25 protein-coding genes are annotated in these 26,490 nt (G+C 67.7%); 12 read left to right on the top strand and 13 right to left on the bottom strand.

The annotated features are described in order from the left end of the window. Nucleotides 1-1,455 (bottom strand): DUF7059 domain-containing protein, encoded by a 1,455-nt coding sequence (locus ABD768_RS24440; RefSeq protein WP_344844369.1) that lies wholly within the window; start codon nt 1,453-1,455, stop codon nt 1-3. A gap of 146 nt (nt 1,456-1,601) precedes the next feature. Between ABD768_RS24440 and ABD768_RS24445 the strand changes: the two genes are divergently transcribed. Beyond that, the gene (locus ABD768_RS24445; protein WP_343967657.1) at nt 1,602-2,972 is read left to right on the top strand and encodes a hypothetical protein; all 1,371 of its coding nucleotides are present in this window, start codon (nt 1,602-1,604) and stop codon (nt 2,970-2,972) included. 37 nt (nt 2,973-3,009) lie between these two features. Here the strand turns inward: ABD768_RS24445 and ABD768_RS24450 are convergent, their stop codons facing one another. Continuing rightward, nucleotides 3,010-3,954 carry a class I SAM-dependent methyltransferase gene (locus ABD768_RS24450; RefSeq protein ID WP_344844372.1) on the bottom strand — a complete coding sequence of 315 codons (945 nt, stop codon included), beginning with the start codon at nt 3,952-3,954 and terminating at the stop codon, nt 3,010-3,012. 10 nt (nt 3,955-3,964) lie between these two features. Further along, on the bottom strand, nt 3,965-4,759 hold the full coding sequence (locus ABD768_RS24455; RefSeq protein WP_343967651.1) for a DUF2785 domain-containing protein: 795 nt from the start codon (nt 4,757-4,759) through the stop codon (nt 3,965-3,967). A 202-nt stretch (nt 4,760-4,961) separates the two neighbouring features. Between ABD768_RS24455 and ABD768_RS24460 the strand changes: the two genes are divergently transcribed. Beyond that, nucleotides 4,962-5,795, top strand: coding sequence for a hypothetical protein (locus ABD768_RS24460; RefSeq protein ID WP_344844375.1), 834 nt, complete (start codon nt 4,962-4,964; stop codon nt 5,793-5,795). Between the two features lie 166 nt (nt 5,796-5,961). On the opposite strand, the gene ABD768_RS24465 is transcribed toward ABD768_RS24460, so the two are convergent. The 4 genes from ABD768_RS24465 to ABD768_RS24480 form a co-directional block, all read right to left on the bottom strand. Continuing rightward, the gene (locus tag ABD768_RS24465) at nt 5,962-6,705 is read right to left on the bottom strand and encodes an ABC transporter permease (RefSeq protein ID WP_343967647.1); all 744 of its coding nucleotides are present in this window, start codon (nt 6,703-6,705) and stop codon (nt 5,962-5,964) included. Beyond that, nucleotides 6,705-7,685 carry an ABC transporter ATP-binding protein gene (locus ABD768_RS24470; protein WP_343967645.1) on the bottom strand — a complete coding sequence of 327 codons (981 nt, stop codon included), beginning with the start codon at nt 7,683-7,685 and terminating at the stop codon, nt 6,705-6,707. Before ABD768_RS24470 ends, ABD768_RS24465 begins: the two co-directional genes overlap by 1 nt. Before the next feature lie 380 nt (nt 7,686-8,065). Next, nucleotides 8,066-10,369: a sodium-translocating pyrophosphatase gene (locus ABD768_RS24475; RefSeq protein ID WP_343967643.1), complete on the bottom strand. Its 2,304-nt coding sequence runs from the start codon at nt 10,367-10,369 to the stop codon at nt 8,066-8,068. A 238-nt stretch (nt 10,370-10,607) separates the two neighbouring features. After that, on the bottom strand, nt 10,608-10,967 hold the full coding sequence (locus tag ABD768_RS24480; protein WP_425558449.1) for an STAS domain-containing protein: 360 nt from the start codon (nt 10,965-10,967) through the stop codon (nt 10,608-10,610). Between the two features lie 177 nt (nt 10,968-11,144). On the opposite strand from ABD768_RS24480, the gene ABD768_RS24485 reads away from it, so the two are divergent. From ABD768_RS24485 to ABD768_RS24525, 9 genes are all read left to right on the top strand, one after another. Next, nucleotides 11,145-13,451, top strand: coding sequence for a DEAD/DEAH box helicase (locus ABD768_RS24485; RefSeq protein ID WP_344844378.1), 2,307 nt, complete (start codon nt 11,145-11,147; stop codon nt 13,449-13,451). 39 nt (nt 13,452-13,490) lie between these two features. Further along, nucleotides 13,491-13,949: a hypothetical protein gene (locus ABD768_RS24490; protein WP_343967636.1), complete on the top strand. Its 459-nt coding sequence runs from the start codon at nt 13,491-13,493 to the stop codon at nt 13,947-13,949. Between the two features lie 458 nt (nt 13,950-14,407). Then, nucleotides 14,408-15,151: a ricin-type beta-trefoil lectin domain protein gene (locus ABD768_RS24495; protein ID WP_343967634.1), complete on the top strand. Its 744-nt coding sequence runs from the start codon at nt 14,408-14,410 to the stop codon at nt 15,149-15,151. A gap of 537 nt (nt 15,152-15,688) precedes the next feature. Continuing rightward, a complete protein-coding gene (locus tag ABD768_RS24500) occupies nt 15,689-17,116 on the top strand; it encodes an extracellular solute-binding protein (protein WP_343967632.1) in 1,428 nt (475 codons plus the stop codon). Then, nucleotides 17,116-18,039: a carbohydrate ABC transporter permease gene (locus ABD768_RS24505; protein ID WP_343967630.1), complete on the top strand. Its 924-nt coding sequence runs from the start codon at nt 17,116-17,118 to the stop codon at nt 18,037-18,039. The genes ABD768_RS24500 and ABD768_RS24505 overlap by 1 nt, the downstream gene beginning before the upstream one ends. Continuing rightward, nucleotides 18,036-18,857: a carbohydrate ABC transporter permease gene (locus ABD768_RS24510; protein WP_344844384.1), complete on the top strand. Its 822-nt coding sequence runs from the start codon at nt 18,036-18,038 to the stop codon at nt 18,855-18,857. Before ABD768_RS24505 ends, ABD768_RS24510 begins: the two co-directional genes overlap by 4 nt. Continuing rightward, nucleotides 18,857-20,098, top strand: a complete 1,242-nt coding sequence (locus ABD768_RS24515; RefSeq protein WP_344844387.1) for an ABC transporter ATP-binding protein — start codon at nt 18,857-18,859, stop codon at nt 20,096-20,098. The genes ABD768_RS24510 and ABD768_RS24515 overlap by 1 nt, the downstream gene beginning before the upstream one ends. Beyond that, on the top strand, nt 20,098-21,345 hold the full coding sequence (locus ABD768_RS24520) for a CehA/McbA family metallohydrolase (RefSeq protein WP_344844389.1): 1,248 nt from the start codon (nt 20,098-20,100) through the stop codon (nt 21,343-21,345). Before ABD768_RS24515 ends, ABD768_RS24520 begins: the two co-directional genes overlap by 1 nt. 218 nt (nt 21,346-21,563) lie before the next feature. Then, nucleotides 21,564-22,184 carry a response regulator gene (locus ABD768_RS24525; RefSeq protein WP_344844392.1) on the top strand — a complete coding sequence of 207 codons (621 nt, stop codon included), beginning with the start codon at nt 21,564-21,566 and terminating at the stop codon, nt 22,182-22,184. Between the two features lie 75 nt (nt 22,185-22,259). Here ABD768_RS24525 and ABD768_RS24530 read toward each other — a convergent pair whose 3' ends face one another. Further along, nucleotides 22,260-23,111, bottom strand: coding sequence for a helix-turn-helix transcriptional regulator (locus tag ABD768_RS24530; RefSeq protein ID WP_344844395.1), 852 nt, complete (start codon nt 23,109-23,111; stop codon nt 22,260-22,262). 85 nt (nt 23,112-23,196) lie between these two features. Between ABD768_RS24530 and ABD768_RS24535 the strand changes: the two genes are divergently transcribed. Next, the gene (locus tag ABD768_RS24535) at nt 23,197-23,982 is read left to right on the top strand and encodes an SDR family NAD(P)-dependent oxidoreductase (RefSeq protein ID WP_343967617.1); all 786 of its coding nucleotides are present in this window, start codon (nt 23,197-23,199) and stop codon (nt 23,980-23,982) included. 96 nt (nt 23,983-24,078) lie between these two features. Here the strand turns inward: ABD768_RS24535 and ABD768_RS24540 are convergent, their stop codons facing one another. The 5 genes from ABD768_RS24540 to ABD768_RS24560 form a co-directional block, all read right to left on the bottom strand. After that, nucleotides 24,079-24,489, bottom strand: coding sequence for a hypothetical protein (locus ABD768_RS24540; protein WP_344844398.1), 411 nt, complete (start codon nt 24,487-24,489; stop codon nt 24,079-24,081). Continuing rightward, nucleotides 24,479-24,853 (bottom strand): Rv3654c family TadE-like protein, encoded by a 375-nt coding sequence (locus ABD768_RS24545; RefSeq protein WP_344844401.1) that lies wholly within the window; start codon nt 24,851-24,853, stop codon nt 24,479-24,481. The genes ABD768_RS24540 and ABD768_RS24545 overlap by 11 nt, the downstream gene beginning before the upstream one ends. Before the next feature lie 13 nt (nt 24,854-24,866). Continuing rightward, nucleotides 24,867-25,235, bottom strand: a complete 369-nt coding sequence (locus ABD768_RS24550) for a TadE family type IV pilus minor pilin (protein ID WP_344844403.1) — start codon at nt 25,233-25,235, stop codon at nt 24,867-24,869. A 79-nt stretch (nt 25,236-25,314) separates the two neighbouring features. Next, nucleotides 25,315-25,524, bottom strand: coding sequence for a DUF4244 domain-containing protein (locus ABD768_RS24555; protein ID WP_343967609.1), 210 nt, complete (start codon nt 25,522-25,524; stop codon nt 25,315-25,317). Nucleotides 25,525-25,626: 102 nt separating this feature from the next. Beyond that, nucleotides 25,627-26,481: an aldo/keto reductase gene (locus ABD768_RS24560; RefSeq protein ID WP_344844404.1), complete on the bottom strand. Its 855-nt coding sequence runs from the start codon at nt 26,479-26,481 to the stop codon at nt 25,627-25,629. Between the last annotated feature and the right edge of the window lie 9 nt (nt 26,482-26,490).

Consider the following 26,490-nt stretch of genomic DNA (forward strand, 5'->3'; position numbering starts at 1 on the left):
CTACGCCGTCAGGAAGCCTTCGGTGACCAGGTTTGCGATCTTTGGCAGGTAGTCGGCGTGGAGGTCTTCGCGTTCCAGGAGGCTGGCTAGGGCGTCGAGGATTTGGCCTACGGTGAGTTCGCCGTCGCAGGCGCCGACGAAGCCGGCCAGGACGGTGTCTACCTGCTCGGCGCGGCGCATGCCGCGTTGGCGGCGGAGGACGATCGTCGCGGGGTCCTCGGCGCCCGGCTGGCCTGCCGTCTCCTGCACGAGGTCGTCGGCCATCGTCAGGTACAGGCCGGTCAGATCGGCCGGCAGCCCTTCGATCCGCTCGAACCGATCCAGCACATGCGGACCGATCGGCTGCTCGATCTCGTACGGCCACTCCTCCGCATCCAGGCTGCCCGCGACGTTGTGCAGGTTGATCCAGCCCATCCCGATCGCCTCGACCTGTTGCTCGTCGAGCCATCGCAGCCAGGCGTCGTACCGGCTTGTGTACTCCGGACGCCCCTGCAGACCCGCATCGCGCAACCACAACTCCACGTACTCCGCTGGGTCGAGCTGCTCGCGCTGCACCGCCCAGCTGGACCGATCGCCGGTCCAGCCGGCGATCCGCTCCCGCCAGTCCTGCCCCCGGACGCAAGTCCAGTTGGCAAGCAACTGACACCAACCGCCGTCCGTCAGATGCTGCGGAGCCTGCCGGACCAACTGCTCGACAACGGCATCCCCCGCAAACCCCGTCTCGCGATAAGTCAGCCGCGCATCGGCCGCCGGCGGCGCGATCACGTACGGCGGGTTGCTCACGATCAGATCGAACTGCTCCCCCGCGACCGGCTCGTAAAGACTGCCATCGCGCACGTCAAGGTCGACCCGATTGAGCGCTGCCGTCCATCGAGTCAGTCGAAGCGCCCGCGGATTCACATCGGTGGCAACGATGTGGCCGACCCGGTCAGCCAGATGCAGCGCCTGGATGCCACACCCCGTCCCGATGTCGAGCGCCTTCTCCGCCTTGATCGGCACGGTCAGCTTGACCAGGCTCAGGCTCGCCGGCGCGATCCCCAGCACATAGTCCGGCCGCATCGGCTCACGCCGGCCGTCCAGCCCCGGCGTCAGATCCGCGATCACCCACCAGTGCCGATCGTCCTCGGCATACGGCCGGACATCGAGCGCCGCCGCGACCTGATGCCCCGCTTCCCGTAAGATGCCCAAGGCAAGCAGCTGGGTCGTATCGCCCGGGAATGCTTTCTCCACAAGGTCTCTGGGCACGGCCCGTTGCAGCAGGAACAGCCTGATCATCGTGTCGAGCGAGTCACCGGCAGCCGTCCGCTGGAAAGCGAGGGTGGTTTCATTGCGCGCCAATGCATTGTTGGCCGACACGTCCAGCCGCGCCGCAACCCCTTCCACCGTGTACGCCGCCGCCTCGAAGGCGGCACGCAGCCGATCGACCAGACCCGCAGCCAGCTCTTGCTCTTCCATGTCGCTATCCTCGCAGGCCGTCGCCGACACGTCGGCGCGGTTATCCACAGGTTTGCGAACGCCCGGTCCGGAGGCCCCGTGAACTGGCAGGATTTCAGGTGTCGGAGGTCGGCAAAATCAATGCTCGTCGAACGAGGGGAAACGCGATGAAGACGCGAGTGGGTGTCGCCCTGGCCGCGGGGCTGGTGGTCGTGGCAGGTTGCGGGGCGTCGGGTCTGGAGACAGGCGCCGGAACGGTCGAGAAGAAGACCGCCTCGGCATTCCTGACCACCACCGAGGGCGACTGGCACAAGGAGGTCGACGCCGAGTCCAACAAGAACCTCGACCAGTCGGCGCGCTGCTACTTCGTGACCGGTGCCGATGGCAAGCAATCGCTCGGCACGCTGGCCTGCGGCCCGATCCGCCGGCTCGGCACCCCCGAGCGCCAGGTGTGGGACGTGCTGGCGATCCAGACGACCGGCGGCGACAAGCCCGGCTTCGAGCCGGCCGATACCGATCAGTGGCAGAAGTCCCAGGTGCGCCCGGGCAACAGCGCCTTCTGGCGGCCGGACGACAAGAAGGCCGACGACAACGCGGACGCGCTCGCCGCGCCGCCGGCGCCGGCCGCCCAGGCCGGACTGACCACAGTCAGCGACAAGAGCGAGAAGCTCGACCTCAAGCCGGCCACCGGCAAGTTGATCGTCCCTGACGGCACCCTCACTCTCAAGGGCCTCGCGACGCCGGAGACCATCGGCACGGGCACCGAGGTGAAGGCACCCGCCAGCGGCGAGAAGTTCGTCGTCGCCGTCTTCAGCACCACGCCGACCATCGACCCGCTGATCGGGGCCTCGGCGGTCAACGCGGGCACCGCCAAGTCCTCCCTGACCAAGTGGACCGTCACGGTCGGCAGTGAGCAACGCCCGGTCGAGGTGCTCCCCGGCGTGGGGGCGGAAGCCTCCGCCGCCGAGCGGACCTTGCTCGTGTCTGTTCCGAAGGACACCTCCGACCTGACGCTGACAGCGACCAACGCCGGCGTCGTCCAGAAGCTCTCGCTCACCACCGGCGAGCGCACGACGACCGACGTCGCGGCGGCGTACTACCGCACCGGCGTCGTCGCCAACCTGAACAAGTCGTTCCCGCTCACCGTCCGGAACATCGGGGTCTACTACAAGAGCTCCTACCTGCTCTCACTCCAGAAGGCGGTCTTGACCCCCTGGGATCCGGACAAGGGCTGGGCCCCGGCCGGCAAGGCGTGGTTGCGGGTCCAGACCGAGTCGAAGCTGGACTACAACTACATCCTGTACAAGACCACCTGGGTGGCGCCCTTCCTCACGGTCACGGCCGACGGCGCCCCGATCCCACCGGTCCCGGGCGCCGAGACCCTCGACGTGATCCCGGTCCCCGTCCCGGCCACCACCAAGGTCGTCCAACTCACCGCGAAGAGCGTCCTCTCCTACACCGCCATCGACTCCGGTGCCACCCCGACCTCGGGCACGGTGACGTTCCCCACCCTGACCGCTACCGCAACGTTCCAGTGATCAGCACCATCCTGTGAGCAGCCCGCTCTGGCAGTGATCAGGTCGCTCTGGCGGTCGCGTAGAGGACTGTGCCGGACTCGATGAACGCATCGGGATCCAACCGGCCCAGCTCCTCCTCCGCGACCGCCAGGCACGCCGTACGCCGGTCCGGCGGGAGCTGCTCGATCCGCCGGGCCATCGCGCCGATCACCTGCGAGTGCGCGAGAAACTCGCTCGCTGACGGCTGGTGCCGGAACCGTTCGACGGTGATCTCGACCTCACCGAAACCCGCCGCCTGTAAGGCGTGCCGGAGCTTCGCCGGATCGGAGGTGATGTCGTTCGAAGGCATCTGCGGCGACGGATCCGGCGGAGCACCATGCTCGTCGATCACCCGCACCCACACGTCGTACGCCGGATGCGGATCATGCCCCGCCCAGGTAACCGCCCCGAACGCCCCGCCGCTCACCAACACCCGCCGTACTTCAGAAAGCGCCACCGCCAACGCCGGCAGATGGAACAACACAAACGGCATCACCAGGGCGTCAACCACCCCGCTCCCGAACGGCAACGTCTGGGCATCCCCAACCACCCGCCCAAACCCCGCAGGAGCCAGCCGCAACATCTCCTCAGTCAAATCAACCCCCACCACCCGAGCCCCCGGATTCACTTCAGCCAAATGCCGAAGCACCAACCCCGGCCCACACCCCACCTCCACAACCCAAGGCCCACTCGCCCGCCCCACCACCCCTGCACCCGCCCCAGCCGTGGCGGCACTGGTAACGGCTTCACTGGCCGGGATTGCGGCAGCAGCTGCGGCTGCCGCACCGGTTACGGCGCTGGGTGTTGGCCGATTGAGTGCTAGGCGGTCCGCCAGGGCTCGGCCGTGGGTTGCCAGGGTTTCTGCCCATTGGCCTGCATACGTCCCGGCGACTCGTGCGTAGTTCGCCCGGATCGCTGCCGTGGTTGAGTCGGGCGCTGGGGGTGGGGCCGGTTGCGGGGGCATGCCGGAGGGTTCAGAAGTAGTACGGGGTGGCGGTGCGGAAGAGGTCCAGGAGTTTGGATTTGACCTGGTCGCGGTGTGGGAGTTGGGCGTTCGGGTGATCGTCGTCGAGGCGGACGCCGTGGTCGGCCAGGAGATAGACGACTCGCAGGGTACGGAGGGTGTTCGTCTGCTCGGGGCGGAAGCCGGCCGCCGGTAGCGTGCCGAAGGCGCGGATCGCGGGATCGAGCCAGCCGACCGCGTCCTCTTCGGACAGGTCGTGCCGGGTCAGCGCCACGGCGAGGGCGAACCCCAGCCGGTCGTCCTCGAGATCGCGCAGCACGTACTCGGTGGGCGTCAGGAGCCGTCCGATACCCAGCCGGAGCATCTGCACCGGCTCGACGGCCGGGACCCGCGCCAGCGCCCCCAGGAGGTCGCTCCCGTGCGCCACGGCGTGCAGCCACCCGAGCTTGGGGTCGAAGCCGCGCAGATCCTCCTCAGCGACGTACCAGCGCTCGAACGGCGGCACCCAGGACGGCTCGAAGACGCCCTGGGAGACGATCGAGTCGAGGATCAGCGGCGCGAACGTCCGCGCCTGGATCTCCGAATCGGCGAACCGGCCGACCATGTCGTCCCCGAGCGCCCGCAACTCGGCCGGCCCGAGCACTCCGTTGCCGATCCAGGTGGCCAGCGTCGAGTACGCCTGCGCGTCCCGGATCAGCGGATCGGGCGACCGCAGCATCGCCGAAAGCTCGGTGACCAGCTCATCGACCGGACGACCAGCCGGTACGGCGAACCCGTCCGCGCGCACCTGCGCCCAATCGGTCATGCCCCGCAGGCTAACAAAGCCCGCGGCCGCCCGGCAGCCCAGTCAGGCGAACAGTCGTGACGACCGCAAGCCCGGCCACATTGCGGTTCCGGCTCGATCGGAGCATTCGGCGCCGAATATCTGCAGCTTGCTGCAGAAAAGGTTGCCACCTCCCAAAGCATTCTCCTTAGTCTCCGAATATCACTTCGACAAAGGAGCAGAAATGAAATTCATTCGGGGGATGGTTTCGATTGCGGTGACATTCGGCGTGATTGTCGCCGGCAGCCAGGTGGCCAATGCGAGCCCGGACACCGAAGCGGTCGTCGGCAAGGCGCTGGCGGCCCGCGGCGCGGAAACGGCCGGACCGGCCCGGCCGGCCGTCGAGGTCCGCGACGCCACGAAGAGCGTGACGGTCTCGTCGGCCGGGGTCTCACACACGATCAGCGCCAAGGACCGGCGTAACTCGGTCGTCCGGCAGCTCCCGGACGGCGGCCAGGTCATCACCGTCCTGCGCAGCGGCGACACCGCACGATACGAACTGGGCCTCGCGCCCGGCTGGCGGCTCGAGCAGGCCGGGCCGGGCTACCAGGTGACAAAGCCCGGAACAGACCTCGTAGGCGTGCTGGAGGCCCCCTGGGCGGTAGATGCCACCGGACGCGCCCTCAAGACCTGGTACGAGGCGTCCGCAGGCAATGAGCTCGTGCAACGCGTCGACACAGCCGGCGCCCAGTACCCGATCACGATGGACCCGAAGCTGACGTACGGCCGCGGCATCTACCTGAACATGCTGGGCGCCGAGATCCAGTTGACGCTCGGCGCGCTGATCGCCGCCGGTGGCGCGGCCGCCTACGTCACCTGCAAGGGCATCGCCAAGCTGCCCGGAGGGGTCCAGAAGATCGTCAAGGTGATCTGCGACATCGCGCCGGCGATCTCGCTGAAGGGCCTCTTCGACACGATCAAGAGCCTCGGCCAGATCCAGGCGAATTCCTGCTACCAGCACCGGATCGTGCCGAACACCGGCAACTGGAAGATCGTCGGCCAGAAGAACTGCCGCTGACCGACTGAATCCCGCCGGGCCGCAAAAGCAGAGCGGCCGGCGAAAAGGAACCGGCTCGTGAAATATCCGGATCACTCCGGATATTTCACGAGCCGTGGCGGCCAGGACCCCTCAGCCCGGCCGGGCCTCGCACCGCCGGGCGGGATACCCACCCGGCGGCCGTCTGTCAGGCGTCGCGCTTCTTCGCGACCGCCAGGGCGATCACCAGCAGTCCGACCGCCCAGCCGGCGAAGTAGACCAGCGACCAGCCCGGCGACATCAGCGCGTCGGCGGCGTCGGGCGCCTTCGGGTCGCCGGTGATGAACCAGCTGGCCCGGGAGAACGGACCCCAGTCGGCGATGAAGTCACCGACCTTGGGGATCGCCAGCCCGATGCCTTCCAGCAGCAGCGGCCAGCAGATCGCGATGGCGATCGCGCCCGCGCTCTGCCGGACCAGGATGCCGATCGCCACCGCGATCAGCGCGGCCAGGAAGTAGACCAGCCCGACGCCGGCCACTGCCCGCCAGTCCGCGCCGGTGCTCAACTGCAGGCCCGACGAGTCCTTGACCAGCACCTTGCCGAGCCCGAAGGCGCCGAAAGAGGTGACCAGGCCGACGACACCGGCCAGAGTGGCGGCCACGAGTGCCTTCGAGATCAGGATCGGCAGCCGCTTCGGCACCGAAAGGAAGCTGGTCCGGATGGTCCCGAACCGGTACTCCGTCGTGACGGCGAGCGCGGCCATCACCATCATCACCATCAACCCGAAGATGTAGGTGCCCTGGGTGTCGGTGGTCTTCCAGACGGTGTCGTCCGGGGCGAAGATGAAGCCGAGCGTGACGAACCCGTCCGCCAGTGCCAGAGCGAGCACCATGCACCACCAGGGCGACCGGGTGCTGAAGAGCTTGATCCGCTCCACGGTGATCAGGGACATCAGTTCTTCTCCTCTTCGGCCACGACGACCTCGGCGGCCGCCAGCGGCGGAGCCAGCTCCGAGTCGTGCGCGTGGTACTGGACCGAGTCACCGGTCATCTGCATGAAGGCGGCCTCCAGCGAACCGCGCTGCAGGCTCAGCTCGTGCAGCACGATGCCCTGCTCGGCGGCTGCCTCACCGATCGAGTCGGTGGTCACCTCGCCGTCGACGAACAACACCTTGCCCTCGTCCTCGACGTCCTCGATCCGGGTGACCAGATCGCGTTGCTGCAGCAGGCTCTGCAGCTGGTCCAGCTGCGGGCTGCGGACCTTGATGCTGCTGCCGCTGGCGTTGTCGACGAAGTTCTTGGTGCTGGTCTGCGAGATCAGCCGTCCACGGCCGATCACCACCAGCTCCTCGGCGGTCAGCGCCATCTCCGACAGCAGGTGGCTGGAGACGAAGACCGTACGGCCCTCGTCGGCCAGCCGGTGCATGAACTTCCGGATCCAGACGATGCCCTCGGGGTCGAGGCCGTTGACCGGCTCGTCGAAGAGCAGGATCTCCGGGTCACCCAGCAGCGCTCCGGCGATGCCGAGCCGCTGGGACATACCGAGCGAGAAGGCACCGGCGCGCTTGCCGGCCACCTCGGTCAGGCCGACCGCCTCGAGCACCTGGTCGACTCGCGTCTTGGGCAGCTTGTTGGAGGCCGCCATCCAGGACAGGTGGGCACGTGCGGACCGGTTCGGGTGCACCCACTTGGCGTCCAGCAGCGCGCCGACCTTGCTCAGCGGCTGCTTGAGGTCGCTGTAGTGCTGGCCGTCGATCCGGACGTCGCCGGAGGTGGGGGTGTCCAGGCCCAGGATCATCCGCATGGTGGTCGACTTGCCGGCCCCGTTCGGGCCCAGGAACCCGGTCACCTTCCCCGGCTTCACCTCGAATGAAAGGTTGTCAACGGCAACGGTATTGCCGTATCGCTTGGTGAGGCCTTTTGCCTCGATCATCCCGTACTCCTCGTTCGGTGGCGCGCCAGTGAGTTGATGGGCGGGCGGTTGTCCACCTCAGTATCGAGGCCCGGACGGGTCATCACATCGGACCCCGGGCGGATCCGGTGTGTCCACCCTTAGGTGGATTCTGCCGCTCGCCGGACCCGGGATGCCATCGGTTGACCCCCTGACCCGACCCCGACGATCCCGTACTCCGGCACCCGGCGCATCCGACGAAAGTCGACGGCCGATGGCCGAACGTCTTGTCTGCCGGCTAACGAACGTGACTTCCAGCTGATCGTCGATCCCACGACGACTGGTCGGGCAGACGAAGAGGCCCGCCGGAGCGAACTCCGGCGGGCCTCTCGGCGTACTGCGTCAGTACTTGGTCAGAACAATCAGGCGGCGATGCTGGCCTCGGCCGGGGTGTCGGAGATGACCGACTCCCGGCGCTTGGAGACCACCACGGCCGCGACGATGATGACGAACGCGACCAGCGCGATGATGATCCGCAGCGCCGTGTTCTTGTCCTCACCGATCGACGACATCCCGACGACGGCCGGCGCGATCAGCACCGAGACCAGGTTCATCACCTTGATCAGCGGGTTGATGGCCGGGCCGGCGGTGTCCTTGAACGGGTCGCCCACGGTGTCACCGATGATGGTGGCCTCGTGTGCCGGCGAGCCCTTGCCGCCGTGGTTGCCGTCCTCGACCAGCTTCTTCGCGTTGTCCCAGGCGCCACCGGAGTTGGCCAGGAAGACGGCCATCAGGGTGCCGCTGGCGATCGCGCCGGCCAGGTAACCGGCCAGCGCCGAGGCACCCAGCCCGAAACCGACGGCGATCGGGGCCGCGATCGCGAGCAGACCAGGAGTGGCCAGCTCACGCAGCGAGTCGCGGGTGCAGATGTCGACGACCTTGCCGTACTCCGGCTTGCCGGTGCCTTCCATGATCCCGGGGATGTCGCGGAACTGGCGACGGACCTCGTAGACGACCGCACCGGCGGCGCGGCCGACGGCGTTGATCAGCAGTCCGGAGAACATGAACACGACCGCCGCGCCGATGATCAGGCCGACCAGCGTGGACGGGTCGAAGACGAGCGCGTCCATGTTGAACGCGGCGTCGCCGGCGTCGTTCAGCACGGCGTAGATCGAGTCCGTGTACGACCCGAACAGCGCGGTCGCCGCGAGTACCGCGGTGGCGATCGCGATGCCCTTGGTGATCGCCTTGGTGGTGTTGCCGACGGCGTCCAGCTCGGTCAGGATCTGGGCCGCCTCGCCGTCCACGTCACCGGACATCTCGGCGATGCCCTGCGCGTTGTCGGAGACCGGGCCGAAGGTGTCCATCGCGACGATGACGCCGACGGTGGTCAGCAGACCGCCACCGGCCAGTGCGATCGCGAACAGCGCGAGCACGCCGGAGCCGCCGACCAGGAAGGCGCCGTAGACAGCGGCGGCGATCACCAGGGCGGTGTAGACGGCCGACTCGAAGCCGACCGAGATACCGGACAGGATGACGGTGGCGGCACCGGTCAGCGAGGTCCGGCCGACGTCCTGCACCGGCTTGTCCTCGGTACCGGTGAAGTAGCCGGTCAGGGCCAGGATGATCGCGGCCAGCACGATGCCGATGATCACCGAGACGGTGGCGATGACCCGGGGGTCGCCGTCCTGCGCCGCGATCGCCGCGGTCGCGCCGGTCAGGTCGGCGAACTTGCTCGGCAGGTAGGCGAACGCCGCCACCGCGCACAGCACGGCCGAGATCGCCGCGGAGATGTAGAACGCCCGGTTGATCGTCCGCAGACCGTTCTCGCCGGCCCGCGGCTTGGTCAGGAAGACCCCGATGACCGCGGTGACGGCGCCGATGGCCGGCACGATCAGCGGGAAGATCAGGCCCTGCTCGCCGAAGGCGGCCTTGCCCAGGATCAGCGAGGCGACCAGCATGACGGCGTACGACTCGAACAGGTCGGCGGCCATACCGGCGCAGTCGCCGACGTTGTCGCCCACGTTGTCGGCGATCGTCGCGGCGTTGCGCGGGTCGTCCTCGGGGATGTTCTGCTCGACCTTGCCGACCAGGTCCGCGCCGACGTCGGCGGCCTTGGTGAAGATGCCACCGCCGACCCGCATGAACATGGCGAGCATGGCGGCACCGAAGCCGAAGCCCTCCAGCACGGTCGGGGCGTCACCCTTGAAGAGCAGCACCACCAGCGCGGCGCCGAACAGGCCGAGGCCCACGGTCGCCATGCCGACGGTTCCACCGGTCCGGAACGCGACCCGCATGGCGGGCTCGCGGCCTTCGTCGCGGGCTGCCGCGGCGACCCGGACGTTGGCGCGGGTCGCGAGCCACATCCCCAGGTAGCCGATGGCCGCCGAGAAACCGGCCCCGACCAGGAAGAAGACCGATCGGAAGATCTTCAGCGTGGTCTCGTTGCCGCCGTCACTGTGCACAGGCAACAGGAACAGCAGCAGGAACGCCACCACGGCGAAGATCGACAACGTCCTGAACTGCCGGGACAGGTAGGCTGCGGCGCCTTCCTGGACCGCCTGGGCGATGACCTTCATGTTCTCGGTGCCATCGTTCGCGGCAAGCACCTGACGACGGAACACCAAAGCGATGGCGACCGCGAGGATCGCGATCACTCCGACAACGGCGACCAGCGTGGTGTTGCTCGACGAAAGATCCACCGCTTGTACAGCAAGCGACGACATCCGTCCTCCTTGTAGGCAACCCCTCAGGGCTGAACGGCCCCCGTACTGCCGCACACCGAAGGGTTGAGAATTACGACACAGCGCCAAAGGCCTGGCGCGGTGGGTCACTCTAACGGGTCAACTACCAGACCTGATGACAGGGTGGTCTACGTCATACCCCGCCGCCGACGGCCGAGAGCTCACCGTCTGTGATCGTGGGGACACCTTTTCCCTTGCCCCGCGATCGGACCGGGCCGCCTCAGATGGCCGAGGCGACGTCCGGATGGATCTCGAAAGCCTTGTCCAGATGCGTGATCCGGAAGATCTTCAGCAGCCGCTCGCGGGTGCAGACCAGCGACAGCGAGCCGTCGTGGGCCTCCATCTTCCGCAGCGCGCCGACCAGCACGCCGAGCGCGGCGGAGTCCATGAACTCCACCCTTTCCAGGTCGACGACCAGCTGGTGGTTGCCCGCCTCGATCAGCTGGTCGAGTTTGTCGCGGAGCTTCGGCGCGGCGAACGCGTCGATCTCCCCACCCACCTCGACGACAATGCGCGCGCCTTCCGCGCGCGTCGCCAGCGACAGATCCACTTCGGCCTCCGATCCCGTGAACTGTTGCATTCAACCATGTACGGACCGTGAGTAGGGCCGTGTGCGAAAACTCTTTCATTTCGGTGCATCCCGCGTCGAGCCGCGTGTCCAAAGTGACGCGTGCATCCGCATTTGCACACGCGTTGCGCATTCGCCCGTGCACTCTCGGATCGCAACCTGTCCGTGGCTCTGACTAAGGTCGGCACCGTGAGTGAGGCAGCCGAGATCCTGAAGCGGCTCGCCGCGGGACCGGGCCGCGCCGAGCGGCTGACGCATGTGGAATCAGTGCCACCCCGACTAGGTCAAACGAGTGAATGGCCGCGCTGGTCCCCACCCGAAGTGATCAGCCAGCTGGCCGACGCCGGCATCACCGCGCCGTGGAGCCATCAGGTCGCGACGGCCGAAGCGGCGTACTCCGGCAAGCATGTGGTGGTCGCGACCGGTACTGCGTCCGGCAAATCGCTCGGCTATTTGTTGCCCGCCTTCGCCACCCTGAGCATCGCGCACGCGGCGTCACCACATCGGCGGACCGCGTCTGTTCTGTACTTGTCTCCCACCAAGGCCTTGGCCCATGACCAGTTGCGCGCGGTGTCGGCGTACTCAGTGCCCGGCTTGCGTGCGACAACTCTCGACGGCGACTCGGAGCGGACCGAGCGGGACTGGGCTCGCGACCACGCCACCTATGTACTGAGCAACCCGGACATGCTGCATCGGTCCGTCCTGCCGAACCACCAACGCTGGGCACGGTTCCTCGGATCGCTGCAGTACGTAGTGGTCGACGAGTGCCATCACTACCGAGGTGTGTTCGGGGCACATGTCGCCGGAGTCCTGCGCCGGCTGCGGCGGGTCTGCGCGCAGTACGGGGCGCACCCGATCTTCGTCTGCGCTTCGGCGACCGTGGCGGAGCCTGCGGTCTCCGGGGAGCGACTGACCGGCCTGCCGATGGTGGAGGTCGTCCAGGACGGCTCACCCCGAGGCGGCATCTCGTTCGGCCTCTGGGAGCCACCCCTCACTTCCCTCCGAGGTGAGAACGGAGCGCCGGTACGCCGGTCCGCCCCGGCCGAGGTCGCCGACCTACTGACTGACCTGGTGGTGTCGGGCGTCCGGACCGTCGCATTCGTCAGGTCCCGCCGCGGAGCCGAGTCCGTCGCCATGACTGCTCGCCAGAACCTCGCGGAGGTCGACCCGGCGCTGAGCGAGCAGGTGTCGGCGTACCGGGCGGGCTATCTGCCCGAGGAGCGGCGGCGGCTCGAGAGCATGCTGCAGAGCGGTGAGCTGACCGGAGTGGCCGCGACCAACGCGTTGGAGCTCGGCATAGATATAGCCGGGCTGGACGCAGTATTACTGTCCGGCTGGCCCGGGACGCGCGCCTCGCTGTGGCAGCAAGCCGGTCGAGCAGGACGATCAGGTGGCGATGCCCTGGCACTCCTGGTGGCACGGGACGACCCACTGGACACCTACTTGGTCCGGCACCCGGCCGCGATCTTCGGGAGGCCGGTCGAGGCGACTGTCTTCAACCCGGAGAACCCGTACATCCTCGGCCCGCAACTCTGCGCCGCCGCACAGGAAGTGCCGCTGACGCCGGACGACTACGAGATCTTCGGCGCCACCACCGAGACCGTCATCAAGCAACTCGTCAAACAGGGCCTGCTCCGGGAACGGCCGCACGGCTGGTTCTGGACCCGGCGCGACCGGGCGGTCGACGCGATCGACATCCGCTCGGCCGGCGGTAAGACGGTGCAGATCGTGGAGGACCAGACCGGGCGCCTGCTCGGTACCGTCGACGGCGGCTCGGCCCACGCGAGCGTGCACGCCGGCGCGGTCTACGTGCACGCAGGCGAGTCGTACCTGGTCCGCACGCTCGACCTCGAGAACCACGCCGCGATCGTCGAGGCGGCGTCGCCGGACTACACGACGTTCGCTCGCGATGTCACCGAGATCAGCATTTTGGCCACGGAGGAGACCCGGCAGTGGGGTGCGGCCGAGTTGTCCCGGGGTTGGGTCCAGGTGACCAACCAGGTGATCTCGTTCCAGCGCAAGCAGCTCGTCACCGGTGATGTGCTCGACGAGCAACCTCTGGATCTGCCCGAGCGCACACTGCGGACCAAGGCGGTGTGGTGGACGATGCCCGACCAGCTCGTCGAGGAGCTCGGGCTGAGCGACGTACCGGGGGCTGCTCATGCCGCCGAGCACGCCTCGATCGGACTGCTGCCGCTGTTCGCCACCTGCGACCGCTGGGACATCGGCGGCGTCTCGACCGCCAAGCACGCCGACACCGGCCGGCTCACCGTCTTCGTCTACGACGGGCACCCGGGCGGGGCCGGTTTCGCCGAGCACGGGTACGCCGCAGCGCGCGAGTGGTTGACCGCGACACGGGAGGCGATTGCACACTGTGAGTGCGTGGACGGCTGCCCGTCGTGCGTACAGTCACCCAAATGTGGGAACGGGAACAACCCGCTCGACAAAGGTGGCGCAGTAGCGCTGCTTACCGCACTCCTTCGCAGTGAGGCCTGAAACCTCCAGCACCAGGCTGCTGGAAGAAAGGCAGCGATCATGCTGGCTCTCGGAATCGTCCTGATCGTCCTTGCCGTCCTGTTCGGCCTGGGCGTCTCGGTCTCGTCCGGCGACTCGACCACGATGTCGGTGTTCGGCGTCGACTTCGGACTCGCCGTCCCCACCCTGTTCTTCCTCGGTGCCGCCGCCGGCATCGCCATCACCCTCGGCCTGTGGCTGACGAAGAAGGGACTCGGCCGCGGCTACCGCCGGCACAAGGAAGTACGTCAGCTCCGGCAGAAGGTCGCCGCGGTGGAACCTGACTCCTCAGCTTCCGACCGGGTCGACGAGCCGGTCGGACGGCACGCCGCCGATCCGGCTGCGACCGGCTCCAGCACCTCGACGAACCTGCCCGACGACGACCCGGACAGCCGGACCGTCGACGTCGCCGACGGCGAGCGACTGGCCGCCGATCGGCACATCGTTGCCGATGGCACCGATTCGAAGCAGCCGCACTGAACCAGGCCGGATTGAGCCGGTTTCACCTTTTCCAGAAGGTGAAACCGGCTCAGCCAGGGAACGTGCCCCGAAACGGTTCTCGTTGTAATATCTCAGTCCAGGCACAGCCGCCGCTCAGCCGCGGCACGGCGATCACCCAGCCGTATATCGATGCCTAGCGCAACAATTCATCCGTGGCAGTTAGTTGCCATTGGCATCAAGTTCCCACCGATCTCGATAGCCACTTCCGACGGTCCTGTGCACTACTGGTCGTGGCGTCAACGTCGCGTTGAGTCACCGCCGGCCTTCCGGGCCACACCGCCTCCTCATCGGGGGATCGACCCGCAGCTCGCCCCACGCGCAATGGGGTGTTCCTCGCGGTTCCCGGAACCAGGCTCGGCCGCTCTCGCCTCGGGGTCCCGACGACCTGACGCCGCGAGATAGCACGACCTCTGGAGGTTGTCTTGATCATCCGTAGAATGTTGAGTCGCACCGGCGTGGCAGTCCTCGCCGTCAGCGTCGCCCTGGCCACCGCGATCCCCGCTCAGGCGGCGCCGGTTCCGGCCGACCCACCGGGCGTCGAGGTCGGCGTGGTGAAGCAGATCGCGAACCGCGCGGACACGCGCTACTGCCTCACCTTCGTCACGTCCAACAAGGTCCCGATGGCGGTGATGATGGCTTGCGCTCCCGGCAAGGAGGGCAAGACCCAGCAATGGGTGCTCACCGACAAGGGCCAGCTGCAGGTCGCGATGAGCAAGAGCGTCGGTGGCGCCCTTGCGAAGACCGGCGCCTGCCTGGACACCGGTGCGGACCTGGTCACCACGCCGAAGAACGCACCGGTCCTGGTGCTGCCCTGCCGCAGTGGTGACGGCCAGAAGTGGAACTACGACGAGTCATCCGGCTCGTTCGTCAACGCGGCGAACGGAATGGCACTCAGTTCGCTGCTCGGCAAGGGCGTGAAGAAGCAGGCGCAGCCGACCGGTATCCAGTCGGCCAGCGGAGCGAAGTACCAGGGCTGGAGCGCGCTGCCGCTGCCGGGCCTGGACATCCTCGGCGCTGTCCTGGCACTCGTGAACGCACTGCTGGCATCGCTGGGCCTGGCCCTGCCGCTGCCGATCGCGAACGCCGCGTCGAGCCTGTTCAGCCTGCTGCAGGCGAAGACTCCGGTACCGGCCCAGATGACGACTCTGCCCAAGCAGATGATGCAGCTGGCCCAGAAGTAACGAGGAGGATCCTCAGCCACACAGAGGAGGGCCGGTCCCGAGATCTCTCGGGACCGGCCCCTTCCTTTCGGTTCATGAACCGCGGTGGTCAGATCCTCAGTGTTCGCAGTGCTGGGCGATCCGCTGCTTGCGCGTCAGCGGAGCGGCCCGGTCGGCCGATCACCACCAGCAGTGGTGGTGCCAGTGGTGCCAGTAGCAACCACCGAGAAGGTCCTCGAGAAGTCCGAGCAGCATGTTCTTCACCTCCGCTCCGATGATCCGATCGGCACTGACGCTACCTCGGAACATCACGGTCTGTATCTAGACAGCTACCCTTTGTCATACAACCGCGAGCGAGCTTTAACTCTTCCGCAATGCGCGCCGCTCGGATCCGATTTGACGGCTCCGGGCCGGCCCGGCGAGGTAGCCGAGGGCAACCACTTGACGTTGGAAATTAACAACGTTTCGCTCTCCTCCGTTTAAAAGTCTTCACAAAGTTCCCGCCGAGTGCCAAGGTGAACCGGCACTGGCTGCACTGACCCCGCAAGGAGCCCCCTGATGCGACGTATCCCGCGCTTGTTCCGGCTGGCCGTACTAGGAACGGCCGCCACCGTGCTGCTGACCGGCTGCCTCGGCTCGTCGGACTCCGGCAGCGGCGACCAGGACGCGAACCGCAACTCAGACGCCAAGTCGGTCGAGCTGGTGATCGGCTCGAACTCGGTGAAGGGCGGCAAGAACAGCGCCGGCGCCGAGTTCACCGAGGACGTGCTGATCCCGAAGTTCGTCGAGGCGCAGAAGGCCAAGGGCGTCGACGTCACGGTGAAGTTCCAGGGCGACGGCTCCGACGACGAGGTCTACAAGCAGAAGCTCGCGCTCAGCCTGTCGAACAAGGCCGGCCCGGACCTGTTCAGCATCGACGGCATCTGGGTCGGCGAGTTCGCCCAGGCCGGCTACCTCAAGCCGCTGACCGACACCGTCGGCGACGCCGCCAAGGTCGACGGCTGGGACGGCTGGAAGCAGATCCCCGACTCGGTCCAGCAGCTCGGCAGCTTCGACGGCAAGCGGTACGGCGTACCGGGTGGAACCGATGGGCGGGTGCTGTACTTCAACAAGAAGCTGTTCGCGCAGGCCGGGCTGCCGGCCGACTGGCAGCCCAAGTCGTGGGACGACATCACCGCGGCCGGCCAGGCGCTGAAGAAGCTGGCCGGGGTGACACCGATCCAGATCAACGCCGGTACGGCGATGGGCGAGGCCACCTCCATGCAGGGCGTACTGCCGCTGCTGGTGGGCACCGGCGCGACCATCAACACCGACGGCAAATGGCTGGGCAACACCCCGCAGATCCGCCAGGTGCTCGACTTCTACAAGTCGATCTACGGCGGCGGGCTGGGCGACCCGATCCTGCAGCGCGAGGCCAAGGGCCGGGACAAGTCGTTTGCCGAGTTCGCCGCGAACAAGATCGGCATCCTGCTCGAGGGCGACTACTTCTGGCGCAGCGTCGTCGAGCCCAAGGCAGGCGTCGCGAAGATGGCGGACCGCGACACTGCGGTCGGCTACGCGCTGATCCCGGCCAGTAAGCCCGGTGCCGGGGTGAAGGGCCAGGACTTCGTGTCGATGTCCGGTGGCGGCGCTACCGCGATCAACCCGAACACCAAGTTCCCCCAGCAGGCCTGGGAGCTGCTGCAGTTCATGAACTCGGCCGAGATGGTCAAGGCGTCACTGGCCGGCGCTGCCAAGATCACCCAGCGGACGGACGTCAACACCGAGGTACTGGCCAGCGACCCGATGCTGACCTTCGTCGCGACCAAGGTGCTGCCGCTGACGCAGTACCGGCCGGGCCTGGCGGAGTACCCGAAGATCTCGGCTGCACTGCAGCAGGCGACCGCGGACGTGGTCGGCGGCAAGTCCACCGACGCCGCGGCCAAGAGCTACCAGACGGCTGTCGAGGCCGCCGCGGGTAGCAAGGACAAGGTCACCAGCAACTGATGGCGTCCGTCACCGAACCCGTGCCGGGCCGCCCGGCACGGGTCCGCGGTCCGGCCCAGGACGTCGCGGGGCTCGGCATCGGCCGGGCCCTCGGCTTCGTCGCGCCGGCCCTGCTGCTGATTGGGGCCTTCCTGGTCTTCCCGGCGATCTGGACGATCTACATCGGCATCACGAACTACCGGCTGACCGGTGTCGAGGCCGTGTCGCCGTCCATCGTCGGGTTGTCGAATTACACCAAGGCGCTCAACGACGCGCTGTTCCACAACGCGCTGTGGCTGACGCTGCTGTTCGTGCTGGGCTCGGCGATCATCGGGCAGAACATCCTCGGCTTCGCGCTGGCCTGGACGATGCGGCGGGCGCGCCCGGCTGTACGGCGTACCGTGGAAGGCCTTGTCCTGCTGGCCTGGATCCTGCCGTCGACCGTCGTCGCGTACCTGTGGATCGCGTTCTTCGACCGGGACACCGGCACGCTGAACAGCATCCTCGGGACGCAGGGCACGGCCTGGCTGATCGACTACCCGATGGTCTGCCTGGTGCTGTTCAACACCTGGCGCGGTACGGCCTTCTCGATGATGCTCTACTCGTCCGCCCTGCAAGCGGTACCGCCGTCGCAGCTCGAATCGGCGCGGATGGTCGGGGCGTCGGGCTGGCAGACGCTGCGGGACATCGTGTTCCCGCACATCCGCGGGCACGTGCTGACCAACACGCTGCTGATCTCGCTGTGGACCGCGAACGACTTCTCACCGTTCCTGCTGACCCGCGGCGGACCCAACCACGAGTCGGAGACCGTGCCGGTCTACATCTACAACGTCGCGCTGCAGGGCGGTGAGCTCGGCTACTCGTCGGCGATCTCGTTCCTGCTGCTGATCGCGAACCTGCTCGTCGCACTGCTCTACCTGCGACTGCTGCGGAGGCGCTCATGAACCCCGCGTACGTCGTCCGCCGGATCGGCTTCTACGTGATGATCTGCGTCATCACGCTGTTCTTCGCCGTACCGATGCTGTGGATCGCCTCGGCTCCGTTCGACTCGTCGCCGGGACTCGGGGTGCACTGGCCGGACTGGACGCTCGACAACGTCCGCAAGACGTTCGAGCATCCGTATGCGCTGCACTCGATGGTCAACTCGCTGCTGATCTGCGGTACTACGGCTGTCGCGGTGACCGTGTTCGCGGCGCTGGCGAGCTATGCGCTGTCGCGGGTGCGGATCCCGGGCCGGGACGCCTTGCTGTACGGGCTTCTGCTGCTGTCGTCAGTGGTCACCGGGACCGCGGCGATGGTGCCGATCTTCGTGATGATGTTCCAGCTCGGGCTGATCGACTCGCGGTTCGGGGTCGCGCTGGTGATGACCGGCGGGCTGTTGCCTGCGGCGATCTTCATCCTGAAGGACTTCGTCGACGCGGTGCCGAAGTCGTACGAGGAGTCCGCGCGGGTCTTCGGCGCCTCGCCGCTGCAGATCCTGCGGGATGTGGTGTTGCCGGTGGCCCGGCCGGGGCTGGCGACGATTCTGGTCTGGGCGTTCGTGAACTCGTGGGGCAACTTCCTGGTGCCCTTCCTGCTGATCCGGTCGATCGAGCTGCAGCCGGGCCCGGTGCTGATGCAGACCTTCACCGACGAGGGTGGCAGCGTCAATCTGCAGGTTCTGCCGGTGTTCTCGTTGCTGTTCTCGATCCCGGTCGTCGTGCTGTATCTGCTGGTGAACTCGCGCTATGGGTTCCGCTTCCACGGAGGGATCAAGAGCTGATGGCCGGTATCGACATCGAGGGCCTGGCGACCGTCTACCCGAACGGCGTGCGCGCCGTCGACGGGCTCGACCTGAGCGTCGCCGACGGCGAGTTCTTCGCGCTGCTCGGACCGTCGGGGTGCGGCAAGACGACGCTGTTGCGGACGATCGCCGGGCTGGAGTCGGCGACGGAGGGGTCTGTTCGGATTGATGCGGCCGACGTGACCCGGCTGGAGCCGGGCAAGCGTGGGGTGGCGATGGTCTTCCAGGACTATGCGCTCTTCCCGCACATGACCGTCTCGGACAACATCACCTATCCCTTGAAGGTACGCCGGGTTGCTGCGGCCACTCGTTCTGGTGTTGCTTCGCGCACGGCGGGCGAGCTGTCGTTGCAGGGCTTGCTCGAGCGGCGGCCGGGGCAACTGTCGGGTGGTCAGCAGCAGCGGGTGGCGCTGGCACGCGCGATCGCGTCCGAGGGCAAGGTGCTGTTGCTCGACGAGCCGCTGTCCAACCTGGATGCGCGGTTGCGGCTCGAGGCCCGCACCTTCCTGAAGAAGCTGCAGCGGGATCTGGGCATCACCACCGTCTTCGTCACCCACGACCAGGCCGAGGCGCTGGCACTCGCTGACCGGATCGCGGTGATGCAGACAGGCAAGCTGGTCCAGCTCGGCACACCTCGCGAAGTCTTCGCCCGCCCCTCCAACACCTTCGTCGCAAACTTCATCGGCTCAACCCCCATGAACCTCCTCCCCGGCACCGTCACGGACGGCGCAGCAGTGAGCTCAGCAACCGCCCCGAGCGCCAGCGAGTCCGGCCCGGGCGCCGTCGGAGCTGGGTCCGGCTCCGGTCCGGGGACCGCCGGGGGCTCGGGCAGCTCCGGGGCCGGGCCGGGCGCCGTCGGAGCCGGCTCGGGTGGTTCTGGGGTGGTTTCGGTGGCTGGTGGGTGGTTGCCTGCGGCTACTTCGGCTGTGCCGGCGGGGGCTGAGGTGACGGTTGGGATCCGGCCGGAGTACCTCAGCTTGTCCACTGGCGACGTGTCCGGCCCGTCCATCCGCGGCACCGTGGTGGTAGCGGAGAACCTGGGGACGATGTCGCTGGTCAGCGTCGACTGCGAGGGGACGCTCGTCGGGGTGACTGTGCCGGAGGAGGATGAGCCGGCGCCGGGAACTCCCGTGGTACTGACTGCTCCTGCGCAGCGGGTTCTCTTGTACGACAGGGAGTCCGGCGACCTGCTGGCCCGCCAACCCGCCATGGTCGGCTGATGGCCGTCACGACGTACCGGCAGCGGTGGACGCTGGACGACCGGGCAGCGTCGGTCTGGCACTCCCTGCCGGTCGACATCCCGCCCGGCTGTCCTGGGCTGTCGGTCACCCTGACCGTGCCAGCCGTCGAAGGCGCGGTGATCGACCTCGGGTGCGAGGGCGCCGGTGGGTGGCGCGGCTGGTCTGGTGGTGCGCGACAGTCCTTCGCGATCACCCCGACTGCTGCGACCCCCGGCTACGTGGCCGGCGAGTTGGAGGAGGGCACCTGGTTCGTGGTGATCGGGCTGCACCGGGTCCCGGTCGAGGGCGTCGAGTTGGTGGTCGAGGCGGTGACCGGACCGATCTCGGTGATCCCGGGACTGGACGAGTACGCCGCGTTGACGGCTGCTGTCCGCGTACCGGCTCGGCCACCGCGCCGAGTGCTGCCTGCCGCCGACGGGCTTCGCTGGGTGGCAGGTGACTTCCATGCGCACTCACTGCACTCGGACGGCTCGACACCGGTCGCCAACCTAGCCGCCCTCGGCGTATCGGCCGGGCTGGACGTGATGGCGATCACCGACCACAACACCGAGGCACACCACGCAGAGCTGCCCGGGTTGAGCCGCCAGTTCGGCATCGGTCTGATCCCCGGCCAAGAGGTCACCACGGACATCGGCCACGCCAACGCCTTCGGCGCTATCGGCACGATCGACTTCCGCCAACCAGCATCCACCTGGGTGACGGAGGTAGCCCATCGCGGCGGCTTGCTCTCCATCAACCACCCCCTGGGCGGCGACTGCTCCTGGCGCCACCCCCTCCCGGAACACCCACCACTGGCGGAGATCTGGCACTCCTCCTGGCTAGACCACCGCTGGGGCGGCCCAGTCGCCTGGTGGCAGGCATGGGGCCTCGGTACCACCCCCATCGGCGGCAGCGACTACCACAACCCGTCCTCACTGACCACGCCCGGAATCCCCACCACGTGGATCGCCATCGACGCCGCAGCCGAAGGCCCTGACGAACTGGTTCCTGCCGTGCTCGAGGGACTCGCAGCGGGCCGCACCGCGATCTCCGCCGGCTACGACGCCCCAATCGTTCTCCGCAACGGCAACGAACTGGTTGTCATCGACGCCCCCAATACCCTGCTCGTGACGGGCGACGGCACCACGCACGCCGTCCGCTCCGCCTACGAGTCCATACCTGCTTCTGCCGAGCCCGGCACGGCCCTTGTCACCCACGACAACCGCTTCCTGTCGCTGACCAACTGATACCCGGACCGCCTCCGCCGGACCGCCCAAGCGCTGCACCGGGCGTGCGTTTACTGGGCATGGAGACCGTCTGGTCGCGATCTGGTCGCAATCTGGTAGAGATGTCGCGTTGATGTGGACGCGCTGAGTTTCAGGGCTCCATGATCTGGAACCGACGTCATGCTCATCTCCTCCCGGACACACTTCCCCGGTGCCCGGACGGTCCCCCGGAGGCTCGTTTGCCCGACCGCATCCGGCTGTTGCTGGTCGACGACCAGATCCTCAGCCGAGGCGTGCTCAGAAGCGGTCTGGAACGCGAACAAGACTTGGAGGTAGTGGCCGAGCTCCGCCGTTCCGACGACGTCGTCGGCGCCGCGAAACAGCACCGCGCCAACGTCGCACTGCTCGACGCCGCCGGCCCCGGCGCCAACAGCCTCAGCGTCACCAGCCGGCTGCGCACCTCGATGCCGGAGTGCCGCGTCGTCATCCTCACCACGTACGGCCGACCCGGCCACCTGCGCCGCGGCCTGGAAGCCGGCGCCAAAGGCTTCGCCCTCAAAGGCAGCCCCGCACCCCAACTCGCCGACGCCGTCCGCCGCGTCCACCTCGGCCTGCGCGTCGTCGACGCGAACCTCGCCGCCGAGACCCTCCGGTACGCCGACAGCCCCCTCAACGACGGCGAAACCGAAACCCTCCGGGCAGCCCGCGAAGGCGGCACCATCGCCCTGATGGCCCGCAACCTCCAGGTCTCCGAACGCGTGGTCCGCACCCGCCTCTGGTCCGCCATCGGCAAAACCGGCGCCCGAACCCGAGCCGACGCCATCCACACCGCCGAACAGAACGGCTGGCTCCTCGACTGACCCTGCAACCACCCCGTCTGGGCTCCCCCGGGCGGCTCCTCGGGCGGACTGCCTGGGTGAGCTGGGCTGGGTGGGTTATGGGCGGTAGTTGCTGGTTTCGGTGCCGAGGACGTTGAGGAGGGCCAGGGCTTCGGCGTCTCGGGAGCCGGCCGGCGCACTGTAGAGGACCAGGTGCTGGTCGCGGTCGGTGAGGGCCAGCGAGTCGCAGTCGACAGTGACCTCGCCGACCACCGGGTGATGGAAGGTCTTCGTGAGCATCGGCGCGGCCTGTACGTCGTGTTGCTCCCAGAGCCTGGCGAAGTCGGAACTGCCGTTACGCAACTCTTCGACGAGGTCGGTCACCGCGGGGTCGGACGGGTAGCGGGCGAGGGTGGAACGGAGCTCCATCACGACGTGCTGTCTGAACTCCGTGGCGTCGGACACTCCATAAAGCGGCAGCCCTTCGTGTGTCGGTGCGAGGAAAGCCCGGCGAGCGAGATTGCGATCCTCCGGAGCGACCTCGCCGAAGTCCTCCATCAGCGCGGCCGCGAGATCGTTCCACGCCAGCACCTCGAAGATCGCGGACGTCACGAACCCAGCCGTCTGCGGCAACCGCTCAAGCAGCGTGCGGATGCTCGGCCGCACATCCCGCCGATGCAATCCCGTCCGAGTGGGTGCAGTACCGGCAAGCACATGCAGATGGTCCGACTCAGCATCCGTGAGCCTCAACGCGCCCGCGATCCCAGCAAGCACCTCCCCCGACGGCCGCGGCGCCCGCCCTTGCTCGAGCCGCACGTAGTACTCGGTGGAGATATGCGCCAGCACCGCCACCTCCTCCCGCCGAAGCCCCGGCGTACGCCGCCGAGCCCCCGACGGCATCCCAACATCTTCCGGCCGCAACCGCTCCCGCCGGCTCCGAAGGAACGCTCCGAGTTCCTGCTTGTCCATGTCACCAGTCTGCCCGCTGCGCGACGGCGGATCCTGGTACAGCCTGTGCCTGTCTCCGGATCGGCTACCGCCTGACGCTGGGGACATGACCACGAATATCGAGAACACACCCATCGGCCTGCTCAGCGGCAAGGTCGTGTTCATCACGGGGGCCAGTCGCGGCATCGGGGCGGCCGCAGCGCGCTTGTTCGCCTCAGAGGGAGCCGCCGTCGTGCTTGCTTCCCGCAGTACTGACGTTCTTCAGAAGCTCGTTGCCGAGATCCGCGAGGACGGCGGAGTTGCGGATGCCGTCACGGTGGATCTCGCCGACCGGGCGAGCGTTCGCGCGGCCGTCGACCGGGTCGACGAGTTGCATGGGCGGTTGGACGGGGCGTTCAACAACGGTGCGGCGATTCAGCGGGCGCCTGGGCCGCTCGACACGACGAGCGATGAGGACATCGAGGAACAGTTCGAGGTGAACTTCCGGGCGCATTGGACTGCGATGAATGCCGAGTACGCGTTGATGCGACGAGGTGGTGGTGGAGCGATCGTCAACACCTCGAGCATCGGAAGCCGCCGTGCGAACCCGGCCCTCCCCGCGTACGGCGCAATGAAGCGCGCACTCAACAGCATCACCGAGACAGCCGCCGTGACGTGGGCGCCGCAGGGAATCCGCGTCAACGGCATCACGCCCGGAGGCACGGCAACGGAGATGATCGACACCTGGGAGGCAGCCACTCCAGGAGTCGTCGACCGCATCAACGCAAGCACCCCGCTCGGCCGGATGGCAGACCCCCGCGAGATCGCCGAACTAGCCGCCTGGCTCCTCAGCGACCGCGCCTCAGTAGTAACCGGCGCCATCATCCCCATAGACGGCGGCGCCGGCGCCTGACCAAGCTCCCCGCCCCTCGCGCCCAACGGAAAGGCTGATGGGCTGGCACGCCGAGGCCGGTGAACGCTCGGGGTGGGTGGGCCGGGACGTGGTGGGTCAGGAAGGGAGCTGGGACCAGAGCCAGGATGGGCCGGTGGACTGAGCGCCCAGTTGGTCCAGGCGGGTGCGGAGGCCTCGGTCGGCGGTTACCACGGTGATGGGGCGGTTGTTGTTTTGGGCAACGGCTTCGGTGACCAGGGTGACTATGGCGTCGTCGCCTGAGGCTTGCGCCAGGACTATCCGCAGGTCCGGGAAGGCTGGGTCGGGGACGGATTCGACTGCGGCTTTGGCTGCTCCTTCCAGGACTACGGCGATCTCCGTGGGGGTTTCGAGTCGGGCTGGGAGGGTTTGCAGTTTGGCGAGGAGGCGGCGGGCCGCTCCTGGGCGGTCGCGCCACCAGCCGTCGGGGCGGGACCCGACCACATTCGCGGCGTCTATCACCAGTAGTTCAGTCGAGTCATCCGTCACCTGGCCAGTCTGCTCCTTCGATCGGTCCGGCGCGGGCCTCGCTGGTCACCAGCGGCGTGCCGAAGACACCTAGGTGGAGTCTTACGGTGACGGCGACTGTGACCGTGTCCGCCTCGGCGTGGCAGTACTTCAATGAGACTCCTTGGGCGTCGGTGATTCGGGTGGCGGTGGTGCAGGCTTGGCCGGGGTCGGATTGCTGGGCTTGGGCTGCGCTGAGGGCTGCTAGGTCGGCCGCGGTGTCGGCTCGGTGGTGGGCTACGGATACTGCTGCCCACAGCACTCCCAGGACGCAGGCGCCCAGTAGGACGGCTGCGATGCCGAGGGACAGCAGGGTGGCGCTGCCGCGATCTGTTCTGTCAGTCATCGGACTCGGCCGGTCAGTCATCGGGCTCAGCCGGCTCGGTTTGAATGACGGCGGTGGCTTTGGGGGTCGGGTGGGGTAGGGCGGCGAGGAGGCCGCGCGGTTGGGATGTGGTGGCGGTGACTTCGACGTGGATGGTGACGTCTTGTCGGGTGATGGTGATGGTGGCGCCTGGTGGTGCTGCGCGTCTGCCTAGTTCGCGGGCTGACTCCAAGGACTCGCCGCGGGCGACGGCTCGGGCGGTGTCCCGGGCCGCGTCGATGCAACGGACATTGGTGATGACGGTGCCGACCAGCCAGAGGCCGAGGGCCAGTACGGCAAGTAGTACAGGGAAAACGAAGGCAGCCTCGGCTGTGACTGAGCCGTTCTCGTCTCGGATGCGCATGTGGCAGGTCCTTCCAGGCGGGGTGGGCCGGCCGCGGCGGTGAGGGGAGGCGCCGCGGCCGGATGGTTACTGCGGTGCGTCAGAGGTGCACGCCGTCCACACCCGCCGCCTTCAGCGCATAGTTGATGATTGCCTTGAGCAACGTCAGCATCGCCGGCGACTTGAAGAGCGCGATGAGGATGCCGGCGATCCCGCAGGCCGCGACCATGGTCACGGCGTACTCCGCGGTGGCGGCGCCGCGCTCGGTGCGGTTGCGGGATCGGCGGGCCAGTACCAGCGCCTTGGACATGTCGAACCTCCTGATCTGCCGCCCGGCTGCTCCGGCACGGCTTACTGACAAGATGCCGTCGCCGGAGGCCTTGCAGGAAAGGAGTTTTCAGCCTGGGGACAACTACCGCCCGCCGGCCGCCGACAGGCGTTCGAGCTGCTCCGCGGTCAGTTGGATCCGGGCTGCCGCCACGTTCTCTTCGAGGTGTTCGGCCGACTTCGTTCCTGGGATCGGGACCACGACAGGCGAGCGATGCAGTAACCAGGCAAGGGAGATCTGCGCGGGCGTGGCCTCCAGTTCGGCGGCGAGATCGGTCAAGATCCGCGACGAGGCATGGTCGCCGTTCGCAATGGGGAGCCAGGGAACGAAGGCTATTGATCGCTCCGCGCAATGATCCAGGACGGCTTCGTGTTCGCGGTCGGTCAGGTTGTAACGGTTCTGGACGCTGACCACGTCGATCACTTGGCGCGCCTCCTCCAGTTGCTCGACCGTCACCTCTGACAGGCCGAGGTGCCTGACCTTGCCTTCTGACTGCAGTTGCGCCAAGGCGCCAAGCTGATCCTGAAAAGGAACGGTGGGGTCGATGCGGTGCAGCTGCAGCAGGTCGATCCGCTCGACCTTCAACCGTCGCAGTGACAGCTCGGCCGCCTGTCGCAGGTACTCGGGGCGACCCAAAGGCGTCCATTCGCTCGGCGACGGCCGGGTTCGTCCGACCTTCGTGGCGATCAGCAGGTCGTCGGTGTACGGATACAGGGCCTCGGCCAGCAGGTCCTCGTTGGCGCCGACGCCGTAGGAGTCGGCCGTGTCGATGAAGTTCACGCCGAGCTCGACGGCTCGCCGGGCCACCTTGATCGCCTCGGTACGGTCCTCGGCCGGCCGGAACCCGGTCAGCCGCATCGCGCCGAACCCGAGCCTGTGTACCTCCAGGTCGCCGATCATCATCGTCGGCTGAACTGAGCGTGTTGATTCCAGAGTCATGCGGACAGA

It is taken from the genome of Kribbella ginsengisoli, assembly GCF_039537185.1.
Lineage (GTDB): Bacteria > Actinomycetota > Actinomycetes > Propionibacteriales > Kribbellaceae > Kribbella > Kribbella koreensis.